This is a genomic window from Arthrobacter sp. MDT2-16 (assembly GCF_054510925.1).
The window spans coordinates 195,571-212,215 of the sequence record NZ_JBTNDP010000002.1; the positions used below are offsets into that span (position 1 = coordinate 195,571).

14 protein-coding genes are annotated in these 16,645 nt (G+C 70.4%); 3 read left to right on the plus strand and 11 right to left on the minus strand.

The features are described from left to right. Positions 1–95: 95 nt before the first annotated feature. Both ACX80N_RS05490 and ACX80N_RS05495 read right to left on the minus strand, forming a co-directional pair. Complete coding sequence (locus ACX80N_RS05490) at positions 96–476, minus strand: HesB/IscA family protein (protein WP_105030320.1); 381 nt, start codon at positions 474–476, stop codon at positions 96–98. A 152-nt stretch (positions 477–628) separates the two neighbouring features. After that, positions 629–2,053, minus strand: coding sequence for a M20/M25/M40 family metallo-hydrolase (locus tag ACX80N_RS05495; protein ID WP_459338601.1), 1,425 nt, complete (start codon positions 2,051–2,053; stop codon positions 629–631). A 145-nt stretch (positions 2,054–2,198) separates the two neighbouring features. On the opposite strand from ACX80N_RS05495, the gene ACX80N_RS05500 reads away from it, so the two are divergent. Continuing rightward, positions 2,199–2,789 (plus strand): DUF3043 domain-containing protein, encoded by a 591-nt coding sequence (locus tag ACX80N_RS05500; RefSeq protein WP_459338602.1) that lies wholly within the window; start codon positions 2,199–2,201, stop codon positions 2,787–2,789. Between the two features lie 85 nt (positions 2,790–2,874). On the opposite strand, the gene ACX80N_RS05505 is transcribed toward ACX80N_RS05500, so the two are convergent. Then, positions 2,875–3,957 (minus strand): quinone-dependent dihydroorotate dehydrogenase, encoded by a 1,083-nt coding sequence (locus ACX80N_RS05505; RefSeq protein ID WP_459338603.1) that lies wholly within the window; start codon positions 3,955–3,957, stop codon positions 2,875–2,877. 66 nt (positions 3,958–4,023) lie between these two features. Between ACX80N_RS05505 and ACX80N_RS05510 the strand changes: the two genes are divergently transcribed. After that, positions 4,024–5,217: an alpha/beta hydrolase gene (locus ACX80N_RS05510; RefSeq protein ID WP_459338604.1), complete on the plus strand. Its 1,194-nt coding sequence runs from the start codon at positions 4,024–4,026 to the stop codon at positions 5,215–5,217. On the opposite strand, the gene ACX80N_RS05515 is transcribed toward ACX80N_RS05510, so the two are convergent. From ACX80N_RS05515 to leuA, 3 genes are all read right to left on the minus strand, one after another. Beyond that, on the minus strand, positions 5,214–6,017 hold the full coding sequence (locus tag ACX80N_RS05515; RefSeq protein ID WP_459338605.1) for an isoprenyl transferase: 804 nt from the start codon (positions 6,015–6,017) through the stop codon (positions 5,214–5,216). The two genes, ACX80N_RS05510 and ACX80N_RS05515, sit on opposite strands and share 4 nt — an antisense overlap. Further along, complete coding sequence (recO, locus tag ACX80N_RS05520; RefSeq protein ID WP_459338606.1) at positions 6,014–6,760, minus strand: DNA repair protein RecO; 747 nt, start codon at positions 6,758–6,760, stop codon at positions 6,014–6,016. Before recO ends, ACX80N_RS05515 begins: the two co-directional genes overlap by 4 nt. Positions 6,761–6,846: 86 nt before the next feature. After that, positions 6,847–8,589 carry a 2-isopropylmalate synthase gene (gene leuA, locus ACX80N_RS05525; RefSeq protein ID WP_459338607.1) on the minus strand — a complete coding sequence of 581 codons (1,743 nt, stop codon included), beginning with the start codon at positions 8,587–8,589 and terminating at the stop codon, positions 6,847–6,849. A gap of 228 nt (positions 8,590–8,817) precedes the next feature. On the opposite strand from leuA, the gene ACX80N_RS05530 reads away from it, so the two are divergent. Further along, positions 8,818–10,776 (plus strand): M13 family metallopeptidase, encoded by a 1,959-nt coding sequence (locus ACX80N_RS05530; RefSeq protein WP_459338608.1) that lies wholly within the window; start codon positions 8,818–8,820, stop codon positions 10,774–10,776. 65 nt (positions 10,777–10,841) lie between these two features. On the opposite strand, the gene ACX80N_RS05535 is transcribed toward ACX80N_RS05530, so the two are convergent. The 5 genes from ACX80N_RS05535 to ACX80N_RS05555 all read right to left on the minus strand — a co-directional run bounded on the left by ACX80N_RS05535 (position 10,842) and on the right by ACX80N_RS05555 (position 16,294). Continuing rightward, on the minus strand, positions 10,842–12,389 hold the full coding sequence (locus tag ACX80N_RS05535; RefSeq protein ID WP_459338609.1) for an LCP family protein: 1,548 nt from the start codon (positions 12,387–12,389) through the stop codon (positions 10,842–10,844). A 177-nt stretch (positions 12,390–12,566) separates the two neighbouring features. Next, positions 12,567–13,496, minus strand: a complete 930-nt coding sequence (era, locus tag ACX80N_RS05540; protein ID WP_459338610.1) for a GTPase Era — start codon at positions 13,494–13,496, stop codon at positions 12,567–12,569. Beyond that, positions 13,483–14,793 (minus strand): hemolysin family protein, encoded by a 1,311-nt coding sequence (locus tag ACX80N_RS05545; RefSeq protein WP_459338611.1) that lies wholly within the window; start codon positions 14,791–14,793, stop codon positions 13,483–13,485. The genes era and ACX80N_RS05545 overlap by 14 nt, the downstream gene beginning before the upstream one ends. Continuing rightward, entirely contained in the window at positions 14,790–15,263 is a 474-nt protein-coding gene (gene ybeY, locus ACX80N_RS05550) for an rRNA maturation RNase YbeY (protein WP_105030308.1), read from the minus strand. The genes ACX80N_RS05545 and ybeY overlap by 4 nt, the downstream gene beginning before the upstream one ends. Beyond that, on the minus strand, positions 15,260–16,294 hold the full coding sequence (locus ACX80N_RS05555; RefSeq protein WP_105030307.1) for a PhoH family protein: 1,035 nt from the start codon (positions 16,292–16,294) through the stop codon (positions 15,260–15,262). The genes ybeY and ACX80N_RS05555 overlap by 4 nt, the downstream gene beginning before the upstream one ends. Positions 16,295–16,645: the final 351 nt, after the last annotated feature.

Below are 16,645 nucleotides of genomic sequence, written 5' to 3' on the forward strand. Positions count from 1 at the left end.
GCTTACCCGGAAGACCTGCGATCCGGTGACATGCAAAAGGCCCGGAACGCACCTTTTCGGTTCGTTCCGGGCCTTCGCCGTGTGTCGTCGGACTGCTAGTGGAATGAGTCTCCACAGGCGCAGGACCCGCCCGCATTCGGGTTGTCGATGGTGAACCCCTGCTTCGAGATGGTGTCCTCGAAATCGATGGACGCGCCGGACAGGTAGGGGACGCTCATCTTGTCCACGATGACCTCGACGCCGTCGAAGTCCCGGACGGCGTCGCCGTCGAGGACGCGCTCATCGAAGTACAGCTGGTAGATCAGGCCCGAACAGCCGCCGGGCTGGACGGCCACACGCAGACGGAGGTCCGTGCGGCCCTCCTGCTCGAGGAGGCTCCGGACCTTGCCGGCTGCAACCTCGGACAGGGCGACCTCGTGCGCAGGGAGATCCGTGGACTCCTGCAGGGAGTCTGTTTCGGTGGTCGATGTGCTCATAAGTGTCTCTCCTCGTTCGGACCCCGGTGGACCCGCTCGTACCGTCCGCGGTTGGGCGCGCACGGCTTCCGTCAATCGTACGCCGGACCCACCGACTGCATAACGGACGGCGGGCCCGAAACATTTCCGGCCTCTCCCGTCCGGCTCCTCCCCTACTCCCGGTGCAGCCCGCCCTCGTTGAGCCGTGCGAGGAGGATGGCCTCGGCCAGGACGGCTTTGCGGAACTCGTCGAGGTGCAGCGATTCGTTGGCGCTGTGGGCCCGTGAGTCGGGGTCCTCGACGCCGGTGATCAGGATCTGCGCGGACGGGAAGAGCTCGGTGAGGTCCGCGATGAACGGGATGGAGCCGCCCATGCCCGCCTCGACGGGCTGCACGCCCCACGCCTCCTCCAGGGCTTCGAGGGCCAGGCGTGACGCGGGCTCGGTGGTGTCCGTCCGGAAGGGACTGCCGGTCTCCCCCGGCGTGAACGTCACCCGGGCCCCGAAGGGCGCGTGGCCCTCCACGTGGCGGCGCACGGCGTCCATCGCGGCCTGGGGATCCTCGCCCGGTGCCAGCCGGAGGCTGAACTTGGCGCGCGCCCGCGGGAGCAGCGTGTTGGAGGACAGGGCCACGCTCGGGATGTCCATGCCGATGATGGACAGGGCGGGCTTGTGCCAGAGGCGGGACGCGATGGACCCCGTCCCGGCGAGCTGCACGCCGTCGAGCACCGAGGCGTCGGAGCGGTAGTCCTGCTCGTCGTAGTCCACGGATGCGTGGTCCCCGCCCTGCAGGCCGGCGATCGCGACGTCGCCCGCGTCGTCGTGCAGGGTCGCGATGAGCCGGGCGAGGAGGGTCGGGGCGTCGAGCACGGGGCCGCCGAACATGCCGGAGTGCACGGCATGGTCGAGGACCTGGACCTCGATGGTGCCGTCCACGAGGCCGCGCAGGCTGGTGGTGAGCGCGGGGACACCCACCTTCCAGTTGCTGGAGTCCGCGACCACGATGACGTCGGCCTCGAGGTCGTCCCGGTAGGTCTCGAGGAACGAGCGGAAGGTCGGCGAGCCGGCCTCCTCCTCACCCTCGATGAAGAGCGTCACCCCCACACCGAAGGTGTCGCCGAGCACCTCGGACAGGGCCCGGAAGGCACCGATGTGCGCCATGATGCCGGCCTTGTCGTCGGCGGCCCCCCGGCCGTAGAGCCTGCCGTCGCGTTCGGTGGCCTCGAACGGCTCGCTCTCCCAGAGCGCGGGGTCGCCCGGTGGCTGGACGTCGTGGTGTGCGTACAGGAGCACGGTGGGTCGGTCGCCGACGGCGCGGCGGCGGGCGACGACGGCGGGCCCGCCCGGGGTGCCGTCGTTGTCGACCCGCAGGATGCGGACGTCGTCGATGCCGGCGTCCCGGACCAGTGCGGCCACGGCCTCGGCGCTGCGGTCGAGGTCGGCAGCGTCGAAGGCCTCCCAGGCGATACCCGGGATGGCGACGAGCGCCGAGAGTTCCTCGACGATCCGGGGGAACGCCGCGTCGACGCTCGCCCGCAGGTGCGCGACGACGTCGGAGGGCTCGTGCGGATGCTCGGTGGGGGTACTCATGGAAGTCATGCCAGAACCCTACACACGCACGCGGCGGGCGGGCCGTCCGGGACCGGCCTGACCTGGGCGGGCTCGCCGGGGGCGGTCGGGGACCATCCGGACCTGCCCGACACCACCCGGCGGAGTCGCCGCCCGGAGCCGGTATCCTGAGGGGGTGTTCGAACGAAATAAAGAAGCACCCTCTGCCCAGGAAGTCGTCGACAGCGCTTCACGCACCCACGAGCCGCAGCGCGCGCAGGGCAAGGGCGCCCCGACGCCCAGGCGCAGCGTGCAGCAGGCCGCCCGCAAGCGGCCGCTGGTCCCCGCCGACCGCAAGGCCGCGCGCGACAGGAACCGGTCGTCGGTGCGTGACGACCGCGCGAGGATGCGCCAGGCACTCGACACCGACGACGAGCGCTACCTGCCGCTGCGGGACAAGGGCCCCAGCCGCCGCTTCATCCGCCAGTTCGTCGACGCGCGCGTCAACATCGGCGAGTTCCTCATGATCGCCGCGCTCGTGTTCGTGGTCCTCAGTTTCTTCCAGTCCCTCGCGGTACAGAGCGCCGTGCTCATGGCGTTCTGGGTCCTGATCGTCGCGGTGATCGTGGACTGCGTCCTGCTGCGCCGCAAGCTCAAGAAGAAGCTGACCGAGAAGTTCGGCGGCCCCAACCAGGGCGATCTCTGGTACGGCGTGACCCGGGCGCTTCAACTGCGTCGCCTCCGACTGCCGAAGCCCCAGGTCAAGCGCGGGCAGTACCCCTCCTGACCCCCCCTCCGCCGCCATGCATGGCGGCGGGAACGCGAAAAGCCGGGGCCTCGGGCCCGGCTCTTCTCCTGTCGAGGACGGGCCGTCAGGCCGGGGTACGACGGCGGGAGCGCACCAATCCGCGGTTGATCCGCCGCGCCCAGAAGGGTCCCTCGTAGAGGAAGCCCGTGTACCCCTGGACGAGCGTCGCCCCGGCCTCGAGCCGCTCGACGACGTCCTCGGGGGTCTCCACGCCACCCACGGAGACGAGCGCGAGTTCGGTCCCCACCGCGGCGCGGAGCCGCTTCAGGACCTCGAGGGAGCGCGCCTTCAGGGGTGCGCCGCTGAGGCCGCCCACGCCCTTGGCCATCACCGTGGCCGGGTCGGTCGAGAGGTTCTCGCGGGTGATGGTGGTGTTGGTGGCCACGATGCCGTCGAGCCCGAGGTCCAGCGCGAGGGCGCCCACGTCGTCGAGGTCCTGGTCCGTGAGGTCGGGGGCTATCTTGACCAGGAGCGGCACGTGCCGGCCCGCGGCGTCGTCGGCCGTCCGCCGCACGGACTCGAGGAGCGGCCGGAGGGAGTCGACGCCCTGCAGCAGCCGGAGCCCGGGCGTGTTCGGGGAGGACACGTTGACCACGAGGTAGTCCGCCACCGGCGCCAGCTGCCCGGCGCTCGCCAGGTAGTCGCCGACGGCGTCGGTGAGGTCCACCTTCTTGGTCTTGCCGATGTTGGCCCCCACCACGGGGCGCGGGCGCGCAGCGTAGCGGCGCGTAAGCCTTCGGCGGGCGGAGGCGAGACGGGGCGCCACCGCGGCCGCGCCGTCGTTGTTGAAGCCCATCCGGTTGATGACGGCCCTGTCCTCGACGAGCCGGAACAGCCGCGGCGTCGGATTACCCGGCTGCGCCTGGCCGGTGATCGTGCCGATCTCGACGTGACCGAAGCCGAGGGCCGTGAGTGGGAGCACGCCCTTGCCGGCCTTGTCGAAGCCGGCGGCGAGGCCGAAGGGCGACGGGAAGTGCACGCCGAAGGCCGTGGTCGCGAGGCTCGGATCCGGTGCGCAGAAGCGCCGCAGCGCCCACCCGGCAGGAGTGGGATCGACGGCCCGGATGAGGGCGAAGCCGATCCTGTGGGCCCTTTCGGCATCCATCCCGGAGAAGACGATCCGGAAGAAGGTCGGGTAGAAGCGCATGGGTCAAGAGTTCCACGGTGGATGTCCGGGCATCAACTCGGGCGGCGACAGGAGGATAGTGTCCGCATGGACGAGTTCTGGACCGAGGACGTCCTCGGTCCGTCATTCCGGGCGCTGACGTTGCCCCTCGAGCCCGACGACGAGGGACCCCGCGTCGCGACGCTCGTCGCCTATGAGCCGGACGGGGACGCCGGGCCCGACACCGGGCACGACGCGGGAGCTGCGGATCCTGCGCGCGCCGTCCTGTACCTCCACGGGTTCAGCGATTACTTCTTCCACGAGGAGCTCGCCCGGACGCTGCACGCGCACGGCTGGGCCTTCTTCGCGCTCGACCTCCACAAGTACGGGCGGAGCATGCTGCCCGGCCAGACCCCGGGTTACGCCACCTCCCTGGAGGACTACGACGCGGACCTCGAGGCCGCGGTCACCGCGCTCGCTCTTCGCGTGGCGGCCCGCCGCGGCGCCCCGACCGTGGTCGACCTCGTCCTGATCGGCCACTCGACCGGCGGGTTGATCGCCACGCTCTGGGCCACGCGCAATCCGGGCAGGATCGCTGCCCTCGTCCTCAACAGCCCGTGGCTCGACACGCCGGGCACGGCACTGCTGAAGAGGACGGCTCGTGGGGTGCTGACCGCGGTGTCCCGCCGCCGGCCCAAGCTGCGCCTGCGTCTGCCGCAGGCAGGAGTCTCCCTCCGCAGGGCGGGCCGCTCCCGCCACCGGGAGTGGCCCGTCGACCCGGTGTGGCGTCCCGAGGCCGGTTTCCCCGTCACGGCCGGATGGCTCGCCGCGGTCCTGGCCGCGCACGCCACCCTCGCCAAGGGGATCTCGGTGAGCGCCCCGGTCCTCGTGCTGTGCTCGACGGCGTCGACCCTGGGCGCCGCGTGGAAGGGTGCGAAGCTCGCGACGGACTGCGTCCTCGACGTGGTGCCGATGGTCCGCCGTGCGGCGGAACTGGGCCCGCGGGTGACCATCCGGCGGCTTCCCGGCGCCCTGCACGACGTCTTCCTGTCCCGCGGTGACGTGCGCCGGCTCGCGGTCGACAGTGCTGCGTCGTGGCTGGACATGTACGTCCCCGTGGGTGCGGCGGACGCGCTCGTCGGCCCCGCCGCGCCCCGGACCGCCGTGCGCGCCTGGGCGTCCCCGTCGCGGACCGGAACGCCCCGATCCGGCGGAGGACAGGCCGCCGGGCGACGGACCGGCCCGCCCCTGGTCGGTGCGCCGAGGGTGCGGACCCGGCCGTCGGGCGACCGGGAGGGCTAGGAGGACGCGCCGGTGGCAGCGGCCTGGTCCACGGCCCCGCCGTACCGGCGGTCGCGTGAGGCGTACTCCTCGATGGCACGCCACAGGGTACGGCGGTCGACGTCGGGCCACAGGGTGTTCATGAAGACCATCTCCGCGTAGGCGGACTGCCACAGCATGAAGTTGGACAGTCTCTGCTCCCCCGACGTGCGGAGGAAGAGGTCGACGTCGGGCAGATCGGGTTCGTCGAGGTAGCGCTGCACCGTCTTCTCACTCACCGACGACGCCCTCAGTGTGCCGGCGGCGACGTCCTCGGCGATGGCCCGGGCGGCGTCGGCTATCTCGGCGCGTCCGCCGTAGTTGACGCACATGGTCAGCGTGCACGTCGTGTTGTCCACGGTGTGACGCTCCGCCTCCTCCAGTTCGCGGATCACCGACTGCCACAGTTTCGGCCGGCGTCCCGACCAGCGGATGCGCACCCCCCAGGCATCGAGCTGGTCGCGCTGGCGCCGCAGCACGTCCTTGTTGAAGCCCATGAGGAAGCGCACCTCCTCGGGTGAGCGCTTCCAGTTCTCCGTGCTGAAGGCGTACACCGAGACGTGCCGCACGCCGATCTCGATCGCACCCGCCATCACGTCGAGGAGTGCCGCCTCGCCGGCCTTGTGCCCCTCGGTGCGGGGCAGTCCCCGCTCGTTGGCCCAGCGGCCGTTGCCGTCCATGACGATCGCGACGTGCGCGGGGACGAACTGCCGCGGGATGGTCGGAGCCCGCTCGCCGCTCGGGTGGGGCCAGGGGGCCACGGGACGGGACGGGTTGTTCATGCACGCTCCACGTGTTTGAGGGAGGCGACCCCGCGTTCGAGGTGCCATTGCAGGAATGCGGCCACGAGCCCGGCGGCCTCGCGACGCGCGCTGCCGTCCGACGCGTCGGCGGTGATCCAGTCGCCCGTGAGCAGGGCTCCGAGCAGGTCCATGGTGGCGGGCGCCGGCGAGGCGGCTCCGGGCGGCCTGCACGCGGGGCACACCGCTCCGCCGAGCGGCGCCGAGAACGCGGTGTGGGGTCCGGCTGCTCCGCACCGCGCGCAGTCGGTGAAGCTCGGGGCCCACCCCGCTGTCGCGAGCGCGCGCAGCAGGTACGAGTCGAGGATGAGCTCCGACGGGTGGAGGTCGCGGCTGAGGGCGGAGAAGGCCCCCGCCACGAGGGCGTACTGCGCGCCCCCGGCCTCCCCGACGTCGGTCAGCCGTTCGGCGGTCTCGGCGATGGCCGTGGCCGCGGTGTAGCGCCCGTAGTCGGAGGCGATACTGTGCCCGTAGGCACCCTTGGTCTGGGCCTGGGTGATGACGTCGAGGTTGCGCCCGTGCGCGAGCAGGAGGTCCACGGACATGAAGGGCTCCAGGCGCGAACCGAACTTGCTGCTGGTCCGCCGCACGCCCTTCGCCACCGCCCGCACCTGGCCCTGGTCACGCGTCAGGAGCACGATGATGCGGTCCGCCTCCCCGAGCTTGTAGGTGCGCAGCACCACACCTTCGGTGCGGTAGGTACGGGACGCTGACGAGGAGGGCACGGGATCATTCTTCCATCCGCCACCCCCGCCCGGACCGACCCGCGGGAGGTGGGGGGCGGGCGCGGTCGCAGGCGGGGCGGCGGCGCTCAGGCGTTGTCGCGGATGGCCCGGTTCACGGCCGAGATGACGGCCTTCAGCGCCGCCATGGTGGTGTTCGCGTCGATCCCGACGCCCCAGAGCACGCGCTCACCGACGGCACACTCCACGTAGGCCGCGGCCCGCGCGTTGCCGCCCGAGGACAGGGCGTGCTCGGTGTAGTCGAGGACGCGCACGTCCACGCCGTCACGGCTGAGGATGGTCAGCAGCGCGTCGATCGGGCCGGTGCCCTGCGCGGTCTTGCGCTGCTGGACCCCGTCGACGAGCAGCGTCGCGACGAGCTTGAAGGAGCCGTCCTCTGCGGTGTCCGTGTTGACGGAGGTCAGTTCGTAGTGGCCCCACGCCTCCGTGCCGCCCTCGGCCCGGGTGGGCAGGTACTCGTCCTGGAAGACGGACCACAGCTGGGCGCCGCTGACCTCGCCGCCCTGGGTCTCGGTGCGGCGCTGGATGACGCCGGAGAACTCGATCTGCGCGCGGCGCGGCAGGTCCAGGCTGTGCTCGCTCTTGAGCAGGTAGGCCACGCCGCCCTTCCCGGACTGGGAGTTCACGCGGATGACGGCCTCGTAGGAGCGGCCGATGTCCTTGGGGTCGATCGGCAGGTACGGGACCGCCCAGGGGAGGTCGTCCACGCCCACACCGGCCTCAGCGGCGTCGCGTTCCATGCTCTCGAAGCCCTTCTTGATGGCGTCCTGGTGGGAGCCGGAGAACGCCGTGAACACGAGGTCGCCGCCGTACGGGGAACGCTCGGGCACGCTGAGCTGGTTGCAGTACTCCGCGGTGCGCCGGATGTCGTCCATGTCCGAGAAATCGATCTGCGGATCGATGCCCTGGCTGAACAGGTTCATGCCGAGCGTCACCAGGTCCACGTTGCCGGTCCGCTCGCCGTTGCCGAACAGGCACCCCTCGATGCGGTCGGCGCCGGCCAGGTAGCCGAGTTCGGCGGCGGCGACGCCCGTGCCGCGGTCGTTGTGCGGGTGGAGGGAGAGGATGATGCTGTCCCGGTCGGCCAGGTTCCGGGTCATCCACTCGATCGAATCGGCGTAGACGTTGGGTGTGGCCATCTCCACGGTGGCCGGCAGGTTGAGGATCATCTGGCGGTCAGCGGACGCCTCGAACACCGCCGAGACTTCGTTGCTGATGCGGGCCGCGAACTCCAGCTCGGTCCCGGTGAACGATTCCGGCGAGTACTCGTAGGTGATGGCCGTGTCACCCATGGTCTCCTCGAACTTGCGGCACAGCCGGGCCCCCTGCAGCGCGATGTCGACGATCCCGTCCTGGTCCTGGTTGAACACCACGCGGCGCTGCAGCACCGACGTCGAGTTGTAGAGGTGGACGATCGCGCGGTCCGCTCCCTCGATGGACGCGTAGGTCCGCTCGATCAGGTGCTCGCGGGACTGCGTCAGCACCTGGATGGTGACGTCGTCGGGGATGCGGTCGCCCTCGATGAGCTGGCGGACGAAGTCGAAGTCCGTCTGCGACGCCGACGGGAAGCCGACCTCGATCTCCTTGTAGCCCATGCGGACCAGGAGGTCGAACATCTTGTGCTTGCGCTCGGGGTTCATCGGGTCGATGAGCGCCTGGTTGCCGTCGCGGAGGTCGACGGCGCACCACCGGGGTGCCTTCGAGATGACCCGGTCCGGCCATGTGCGGTCCGGGAGTTCGACGGTGATCTGGTCCTGGAAGGGGCGGTACTTACCGAAGGGCATACCGGAGGTCTTCTGTGCGTTTCGCATGGGGATCGGCCTTGTCTGTGGGAGCTATGGGGGCTGGCGGCCGGGCGACACGGACTCCGCGGCGAGGGGTGGCTAGTAGCTCTAAGGTCCTAGATGGCCTCGCCGCGGCACCGAAGAAGGGTCAGCTGTGCGCGCACGTTGTCACGATAGCACGGCACATAGGATGGCTTCCGGGGCTATCCGCCCCGGGACGTACAGGTTCCGCACCACGAGGAAACGGAAGCGACAATGACGATCAGCACCTTCGATCCGGCCCGTCTCGACGGGACGGTCCGCCCCCAGGACGACCTCTTCCGGCACGCCAACGGGGAGTGGCTGAGGACCGCCGTGATCCCCGAGGACCGGCCGCTCGCGGGGTCCTTCACCGCGCTGCGGGACGCCTCGGAGCTGGCCGTCCGCGCCATCATCGAGGACGCCGCCCGGCAGGCAGAGGGCGGTGCGGCGGACGGTATCGACGCCAAGCTCGGCACCCTCTACGCGGACTTCATGGACGCGCACCGCATCGAGGACGAGGGCGCCGCCCCGATCCTGCCGTTGCTCGAGCGCATCGCAGCGGTGGCGACCATCGGGGAACTGGTGGAGCTCAGCGCCGGCCTCACGCGGTCCGGCGTGCAGGGTATCGCCGCCCCGTACGTCAGCAACGACGCCGGCAATCCCGAGCGCTACCTGCTGCACCTCTACCAGTCCGGTCTCGGGCTGCCCGACGAGTCGTACTACCGGGAGGAGGGGTTCGAGGAGACCCGCGGGAGGTACGAGGAGCTGCTCGCGACCCTCTTCGGGCTCGTCGGCGCCGGTGACCCGGCGGGCGCGGCGGCCCGCGTCCTCGCGCTCGAGGCCCGTCTGGCGGCGTCGTCGATGGGCAGCGTGGAGCGCAGGGACCCCCAGAAGACCTACAACCTGGTCCAGCACGAGGACGTCGCCGGCCTCTCCAGCCACCTCGTGCCGTGGCTGCGGATCGTGTCGGATGCGCCGCACCAGGCGGCGGAAGTCGTGGTCAACCAGCCTGCGTTCATGCAGGGGCTGGACGCCGCGCTGCGCGAGGAGGACCTCGGCACCTGGCGCGAGTGGCTGGTGAGCCGGGTGCTGCTGCACGCCTCGGACTACCTCGACGAGCGCTTCGTGGATGCCGCCTTCGCCTTCTACGGCACGCACCTCGCCGGCACGCCCCGGCTGAAGGACCGGTGGAAGCGCGGCGTCGCGCTGGTCGAGGGGGCCATGGGTGAGGCGATCGGCCGGCGCTACGTGGAGCGGCACTTCCCGGCGACCCACAAGGCCGCGATGCTCGAACTGGTCGGCAATCTGATCGCGGCCTACGAGTCGAGCATCACGGCGCTGACCTGGATGACCGACGAGACGCGGGCGCGGGCACTCGAGAAGCTCGCCCTGTTCACCACGAAGATCGGCTACCCGGAGCAGTGGATCGACTACGGGCCGCTCGAGGTGCGGCCCTCGGACCTGTACGGCAACGTCCTGCGGGCCGCCGAGTTCGAGCACCGCCGGCAGCTCGACAAGCTCGGGCAGCCGATCGACCGCGGCCTGTGGCTCATGACGCCGCAGACCGTCAACGCGTACTACATGCCGACCATGAACGAGATCGTCTTCCCGGCCGCGATCCTCCAGCCGCCCTTCTTCGACATCGAGGCCGACGACGCCGTCAACTACGGCGCCATCGGCGCGGTGATCGGGCACGAGATCGGTCACGGCTTCGACGACAAGGGCTCCCAGTTCGACGGCACCGGCCGGCTCGCCAACTGGTGGAGCGAGGAGGACAGGACGTCCTTCGACGCCCTCACCGGGCGGCTCGTGGCCCAGTACGCCGCGCTCGAGCCCTCCGAGGTCCCCGGGCAGGCCGTCAACGGCGAGCTGACCCTCGGCGAGAACATCGGCGACCTCGGCGGCCTCGGCATCAGCTACCGCGCCTACCTGCTGAGCCTCGGCGGTCAGGAGCCTCCCGTGGTGGACGGACTGACGGGCGAGCAGCGGTTCTTCCTGTCCTGGGCCACGTGCTGGCAGCAGAAGATCCGCCCCGAGGAGGCTCGACGGCGCCTGACCGTCGATCCGCACTCCCCCAACGAGTTCCGCTGCAACCAGGTGGTGAGGAACCTCGACGAGTTCCACGCGGCGTTCGCCGTCGGCGCCGAGGACCGGCTGTGGCTGGACCCGGAGGACCGCGTCAGGATCTGGTAGGACCCCCGGGCGGGCCCTGCGCGGGGCCCGCCCCGTACCGGACCGCTCCCGGGCCGGCCGTGTTCCTACAGGCCCGAGGAGGCCTGGCAGGTGACCTGCTCGGCTGTCTGGCCCTGCAGGTCGCTGCCCAGCGGGGGCGCAACGATCCTGGTCCCGGTGGCGAGGTCGGCGCCCACCTGCAGCTGCACGCCCACCAGGGACGGATCGGACACGACCTGCGCCTCCGCAACCCCGAAACGCGCGGCGAGCTCGGCTGCCGCGGCCTCGTAGCCCGGACCCACGACGACCAGCGTGGTATCCGCCGGCGCGGCCTGGAACGTCGTCGCCTGCTCGTAGCCCGCCGCGAGGAGCAACCGCTGCAGCTCTGTGGCGCGCGATGCCTTCGTCGTCGCGTTGACCACCAGGACCGGCACCGCGGCGGGGTCCACCGCGGGGGCGTCGGGCGTGGCGGGGGCTGTTGGGGACGGAGAGTCCGCCGGGGCGGTGGCGTCGGGGTCCTGCTCGGTGAGCCCGCGATCGTCCCGCAGGGCGTCGAACAGCGGGGCGGCCGCCTCCTCGTCGAGCACCAGCCGGTTCGGGTCCTCGACCCAGGGCTCGGTGGGCACGGTCACGAAGGCGATGTTGCCGAGGTCCACGTTCTTCATCCGGTCGGCGATCTTGAGCAGCTCGGTGGGCTGTGAGAGGCCCTCGTCCACCGTCAGGTTGCGCGTGATGACGTCGGCGATCGAGTAGAGCTTGGGCAGGTTCGTCAGCGTTCCCTCGGCGAGCACCTTGCGTGCCAGCGACGCCATGAACGACTGCTGGGCCGCGATGCGTCCGGTATCGCCGCCGTCACCGAAGCTGTGGCGCGTGCGCAGAAAGGCCAGTGCCTGGTCCCCCTCGACCTCGCTGGTGCCGGCGGGCAGGGACAGTCCGGAGTACTCGTCCTCGACGGGGTCCTGGACACAGACCTCCACGCCGCCGACGGTGGTGGACAGTTCCTTCACGGCGTTGAACCCGGCCATCATGAAGTGGTCGATGGACAGCCCGGTGAGATTGTTGATCGCCGCGACGGTGCAGCCCGGCCCGCCTTCCTTGAGCGCTCCGTTGAGCTGGCCGAGGTCCATCGCGTCGGACGGCTCGCCCGTCTCGGGATTGACGCAGCTGGGCAGGGGCACCAGCAGGTCGCGGGGGAAGGAGACCACGGTGACGTCCTCGCGGTCGGCGGAGAGCGTCATCAGCATCATGACGTCGGAGTTCCCCTCACCGGAGGAGTCGCTCTCGTCCCCGAAGAACTCCCCGCTGTTGCCCGTCCGGGTGTCGGAGCCGAGGATGAGGATCTGCAGCGGGTCCGTGCTCGAGTCGACCGGCAGCGCCGACTCCTGGTTCTCGGCGAGGTTCAGCGGCATCGTCAGCACATTGGACTGCAGGCGGATGACCTGTACGGCGACGAAGGCGACCGCGGCCACGAGGACCGTGGCCATCAGGATGGCCGTCAGCTTCAGGGCGCGGTGCCTCCCGCGACGGCCGAGGTGGCGTCCCACGGGGTCCGTGGCGCCGGGCGCTCCTGCAGGAGCCGCCCCGGGGATGTCGCTGGCGCTGTGTGCGCCCTCGGAGGACGATCGGCGGGTCATGCCCGGGCTCCTTCGGGTGGATGGTCGTTGTCGGGGACCGCAGGCGTGCCGACCGGGAGCGGCACGGCCGCGCCACCACCGGTGACCGGCGGCGGCGCAGGGATGGACGACGGCAGCCGGCGAGGACTGCCGGCCCGTTCCCGCATCATAACGGGCGGACCCGGGAACTCCCGTCAGCTAGAAGCCCAGTTTCACCAGCTGCTTGGGGTCGCGCTGCCAGTCCTTGGCCACCTTGACGTGCAGGTCGAGATAGATCCGCGTGCCCAGGAGCGCCTCGATCCCGCGGCGTGCGTTCGTCCCGACCTCCCGGAGCCGTGCGCCTCCCTTGCCGATGATGATCGCCTTCTGCGACGGCCGCTCCACGTACAGGTTCACGTGGACGTCCAGCATCGGGTTGTCCTCGCTGCGGCCCTCGCGCGGGATCATCTCCTCGACGACGACGGCGAGGGAGTGCGGCAGTTCGTCGCGCACTCCCTCCAGGGCGGCCTCCCGGACGAGCTCGGCCACCATCACGGCCTCCGGCTCGTCCGTCAGTTCGCCGTCGGGGTAGAGCACGGGCGATTCCGGCATGTGCCTGCTGAACACCCCGGCGACGGTGTCCACCTGGAAGCCGTCGGCGGCCGAGACGGGCACGATGTCGGCCCAGCCGTCGGCGCCCGCCACGTCGGTGCCCAGCCTGGCGACGGCGAGGAGCTGCTCGGTCAGGGCCTGCCGGTCCACGAGGTCCGTCTTGGTGACCACGGCGATCAGCGGCTTGCGCTGCAGCCTGGCGAGCTGCTCGGCGATGAAGCGGTCGCCGGGGCCGATCTTCTCGTTGGCGGGCAGGCAGAAACCGACGGCGTCGACCTCCGCCAGCGTGTCGGCGACGAGGTCGTTGAGGCGTTGCCCGAGCAGCGTCCGCGGCCGGTGCAGGCCCGGGGTGTCCACGAGGACGATCTGGGAGTCCTCGCGGTTCACGATGCCGCGGATGGTGTGCCGGGTGGTCTGCGGCTTCGCCGAGGTGATGGCGACCTTCTGCCCCACCAGTGCATTGGTCAGCGTGGACTTGCCTGCGTTCGGCCGGCCCACGAGGGAGACGAATCCGGCCCTGTGCTTAGCGTCGGTCATGGTCGGCCTCTACCGTCTCTCGTTCGTCCTGCTCGATGTGCTCGGGGGGTCGGCGGGAGGCGATGACGTGGGAGACCCTGTTGCGTCGGCCCTCCACGCGTTCGGCCCGCAGGCCGATACCGTCAATTGTGACCTCCGAACCGACGATCGGCACCCTTCCGAGTGCTTTGGCCAGCAGCCCGCCGACCGTGTCAACCTCCTCGTCGTCGAGGTCCAGGCCGAACAGCTCGCCAAGGTCGTCGATGCCCATGCGGGCGCTGACCCTGTACTCGCCGTCGTCGAGCCGTTCCTGCTCGGGGACCTCGGAGTCGTACTCGTCGACGATCTCGCCCACGATCTCCTCGATGAGGTCCTCGAGCGTGACGAGCCCGGCGGTGCCGCCGTACTCGTCGATGACGATGGCCACGTGCGTGGACTCGCGCTGCAGCTCCTGCAGCAGGTCACCGACCGGCTTGGACTCGGGCACGTAGCGCGCCGGACGGCACTCGGAGTCCACCGGTCGCGAGAGGTTGGACGGCGCCCGTCCGTGGAGGTTCGCGACGACGTCCTTCAGGTACAGCAGGCCCCGGATGTCGTCGGAGCTCTCGCCGATCACGGGGATCCTCGAGTAGCCCGAGCGCAGGAACAGCGACATCGCCTGGTTCAGCGTCGACCCGGAGTCGATCGTCACCATGTCGGTGCGCGGGACCATCACCGAGCGGACCTTCGTGTCGCCGAGCTCGAAGACCGAGTGGATCAGTTCCGCCTCGTTGTCCTCGATCATCTCGGCGTCGGAGGCGCGGGAGACGAGCTCGCGGAACTCCTCCTGCGTGAAGAAGGCGGCCTCGTCCCGGCTCGCGCCCGGCGTGATGGAGCTGCCGATCCGCACCAGCAGGCGCGGAATCGGTCCGAGCACCGCGCAAAGGAACGCCACGAGTCCCGCTGTGGCCCGCACGACGGCGGGGGCGTGCAGCCGCCCGAGCTGGCGGGGCGAGACGCCCACGAGCACGAAGCCGATGCCTGCCATCACGACCGTCGCGAGCAGTCCCGCGAGCCAGATGTTGTCCAGCAGGTCCTGGAAGAGGATGGCGACGGCGACGGCGCCTGCCATCTCGAACCACACCCGCCAGAAGCGCAGGGCATGCATGTGGGCGACCGGCGCGTCCAGGATGCGTCGCAGCGACGAGGTGCGCGACTCCTGCACGAGCGCCTCGCCCTCCTGCCGCGGCAGGTAGCTGAAGGCCGCTTCGGCGGCGGTGACGAGGGCGGCGGTGAGGGCGAAGAGCAGACCCATGAGCGCCAGGAGCCAGATGGTCAAGCGCGCGTCTCCTGGGGGGCGGTGCCGCCGAGGAAGGCGGAGAGCAGCTGGCGCTGCAGGCCGAACATCTCCTTCTCCTCGTCGGGCTCCGCGTGGTCGTAGCCGAGCAGGTGGAGCACGCCGTGGGTCGTCAGGAGCAGGAGTTCGTCGTCGGTGCTGTGACCTGCCGCCGCCCCCTGGGACGCCGCGACCTCGGGGCAGAGCACGATGTCGCCGAGGAGCCCGGCGGGCGTGACCCGGCCCGGCGTCCCCGGGCGCAGCTCGTCCATGGGGAAGGAGAGCACGTCCGTGGGGCCCGGCTCGTCCATCCACTCGACGTGCAGCTTCTCCATCGCCGCGGTGTCCACCAGGATGATGGACAGCTCGGCCTCGGGGTGCACGAACATCGACTCGAACAGGAAGTTGGCCAGGCGGACGAGCGACTCGGCGTCGACGTCGTAGCCGGACTCGTTGTTGATCTCGACGCTCATCGGGTCGCCACCGGGCGGCCGGTGCGCGCCTGCGAGGCGCGCTGCTCCTCGTCCCAGGCGCTGTAGGCGGACACGATGTCACCCACGAGGCGGTGGCGGACGACGTCGGTGGCGTCGAGCTCGCTGAAGTAGACGTCGTCGACGCCGCGTAGGATTTCGCTGACGATCCGGAGCCCGGAACTCGTCCCGCCGGGAAGGTCCACCTGGGTGATGTCGCCCGTGACCACCATCTTCGAGCCGAAGCCGAGGCGCGTGAGGAACATCTTCATCTGCTCGGGCGTCGTGTTCTGCGCCTCGTCGAGGATGATGAAGGCGTCGTTCAGCGTCCGGCCGCGCATGTATGCGAGCGGTGCCACCTCGATGGTGCCGGCCGCCATCAGGCGCGGGATGGAGTCGGGGTCCATCATGTCGTGCAGGGCGTCGTACAGCGGGCGCAGGTACGGGTCGATCTTGTCGTTGAGCGTCCCGGGCAGGAAGCCCAGCCGCTCCCCGGCCTCGACTGCGGGCCGCGTGAGGATGATCCGGTTGACCTCCTTCTGCTGCAGCGCCTGCACCGCCTTCGCCATCGCGAGGTAGGTCTTGCCGGTACCCGCCGGGCCGATCCCGAACACGATGGTGTTGCGGTCGATCGCATCCACGTAGGTGCTCTGGTTGAGCGTCTTGGGGCGGATCGTCTTGCCGCGGGAGGTGAGGATGTTGACGGACAGGACCTCCGAGGGCCTGGCGGCGCTCTGCGTCTTGAGCATGGTCACCAGCTGCTCGAGGACCTGGGGTGAGACGGTCGCGTTGTTGGTGGCCATGGTCTGGATCTCGCCGACGAGCCGCTCGGTGCGCAGGACGTCCGCCGAGGGACCGGTGATCGTCAGCTCGTTGCCCCTCGCCTGGAGGCCGATGCCGGGAAACGAATCCTCGATCAGCCGGAGGGCCTCGTCGTTCGAGCCGAGTGCCTGCACCATCTGCTCCGTCGAGTCGAAGACGAACGTCCTGGTGTCCAGTCCTGCCGCGTTGATGCCTGTTGAAGATTCGCTCATAGCTCGGCCGTCCGGCCTTCGATCGCCCCTCGTTCGAGTAGTCGTACCAGCGTGAAGTGGTCTGCCGGGCACTGATCCTGCCCCGCTGGAGCGGGCCGCAGCAAGAGAATGGCAGAGATGTCCATGCTACGCCATGCCCCTTTTCGTCAACACGGACACAGGGGCCTTGATTCCCGCCGGCCCGGCCCTTCCGGAGCCACCCCGCCCGGACGCGGGACGGAGCCCGCGTTTCATCGCGAATGCGCAACGGCTTCGTATCGATCAGGTTTCAGTCCTGGCGGGTGCGCGGATTCGTGGGGTTGGGCTCCCCCGCCCTGTGCCAAGCTGAATCCGGCCCGGCGGAAGCAGCCG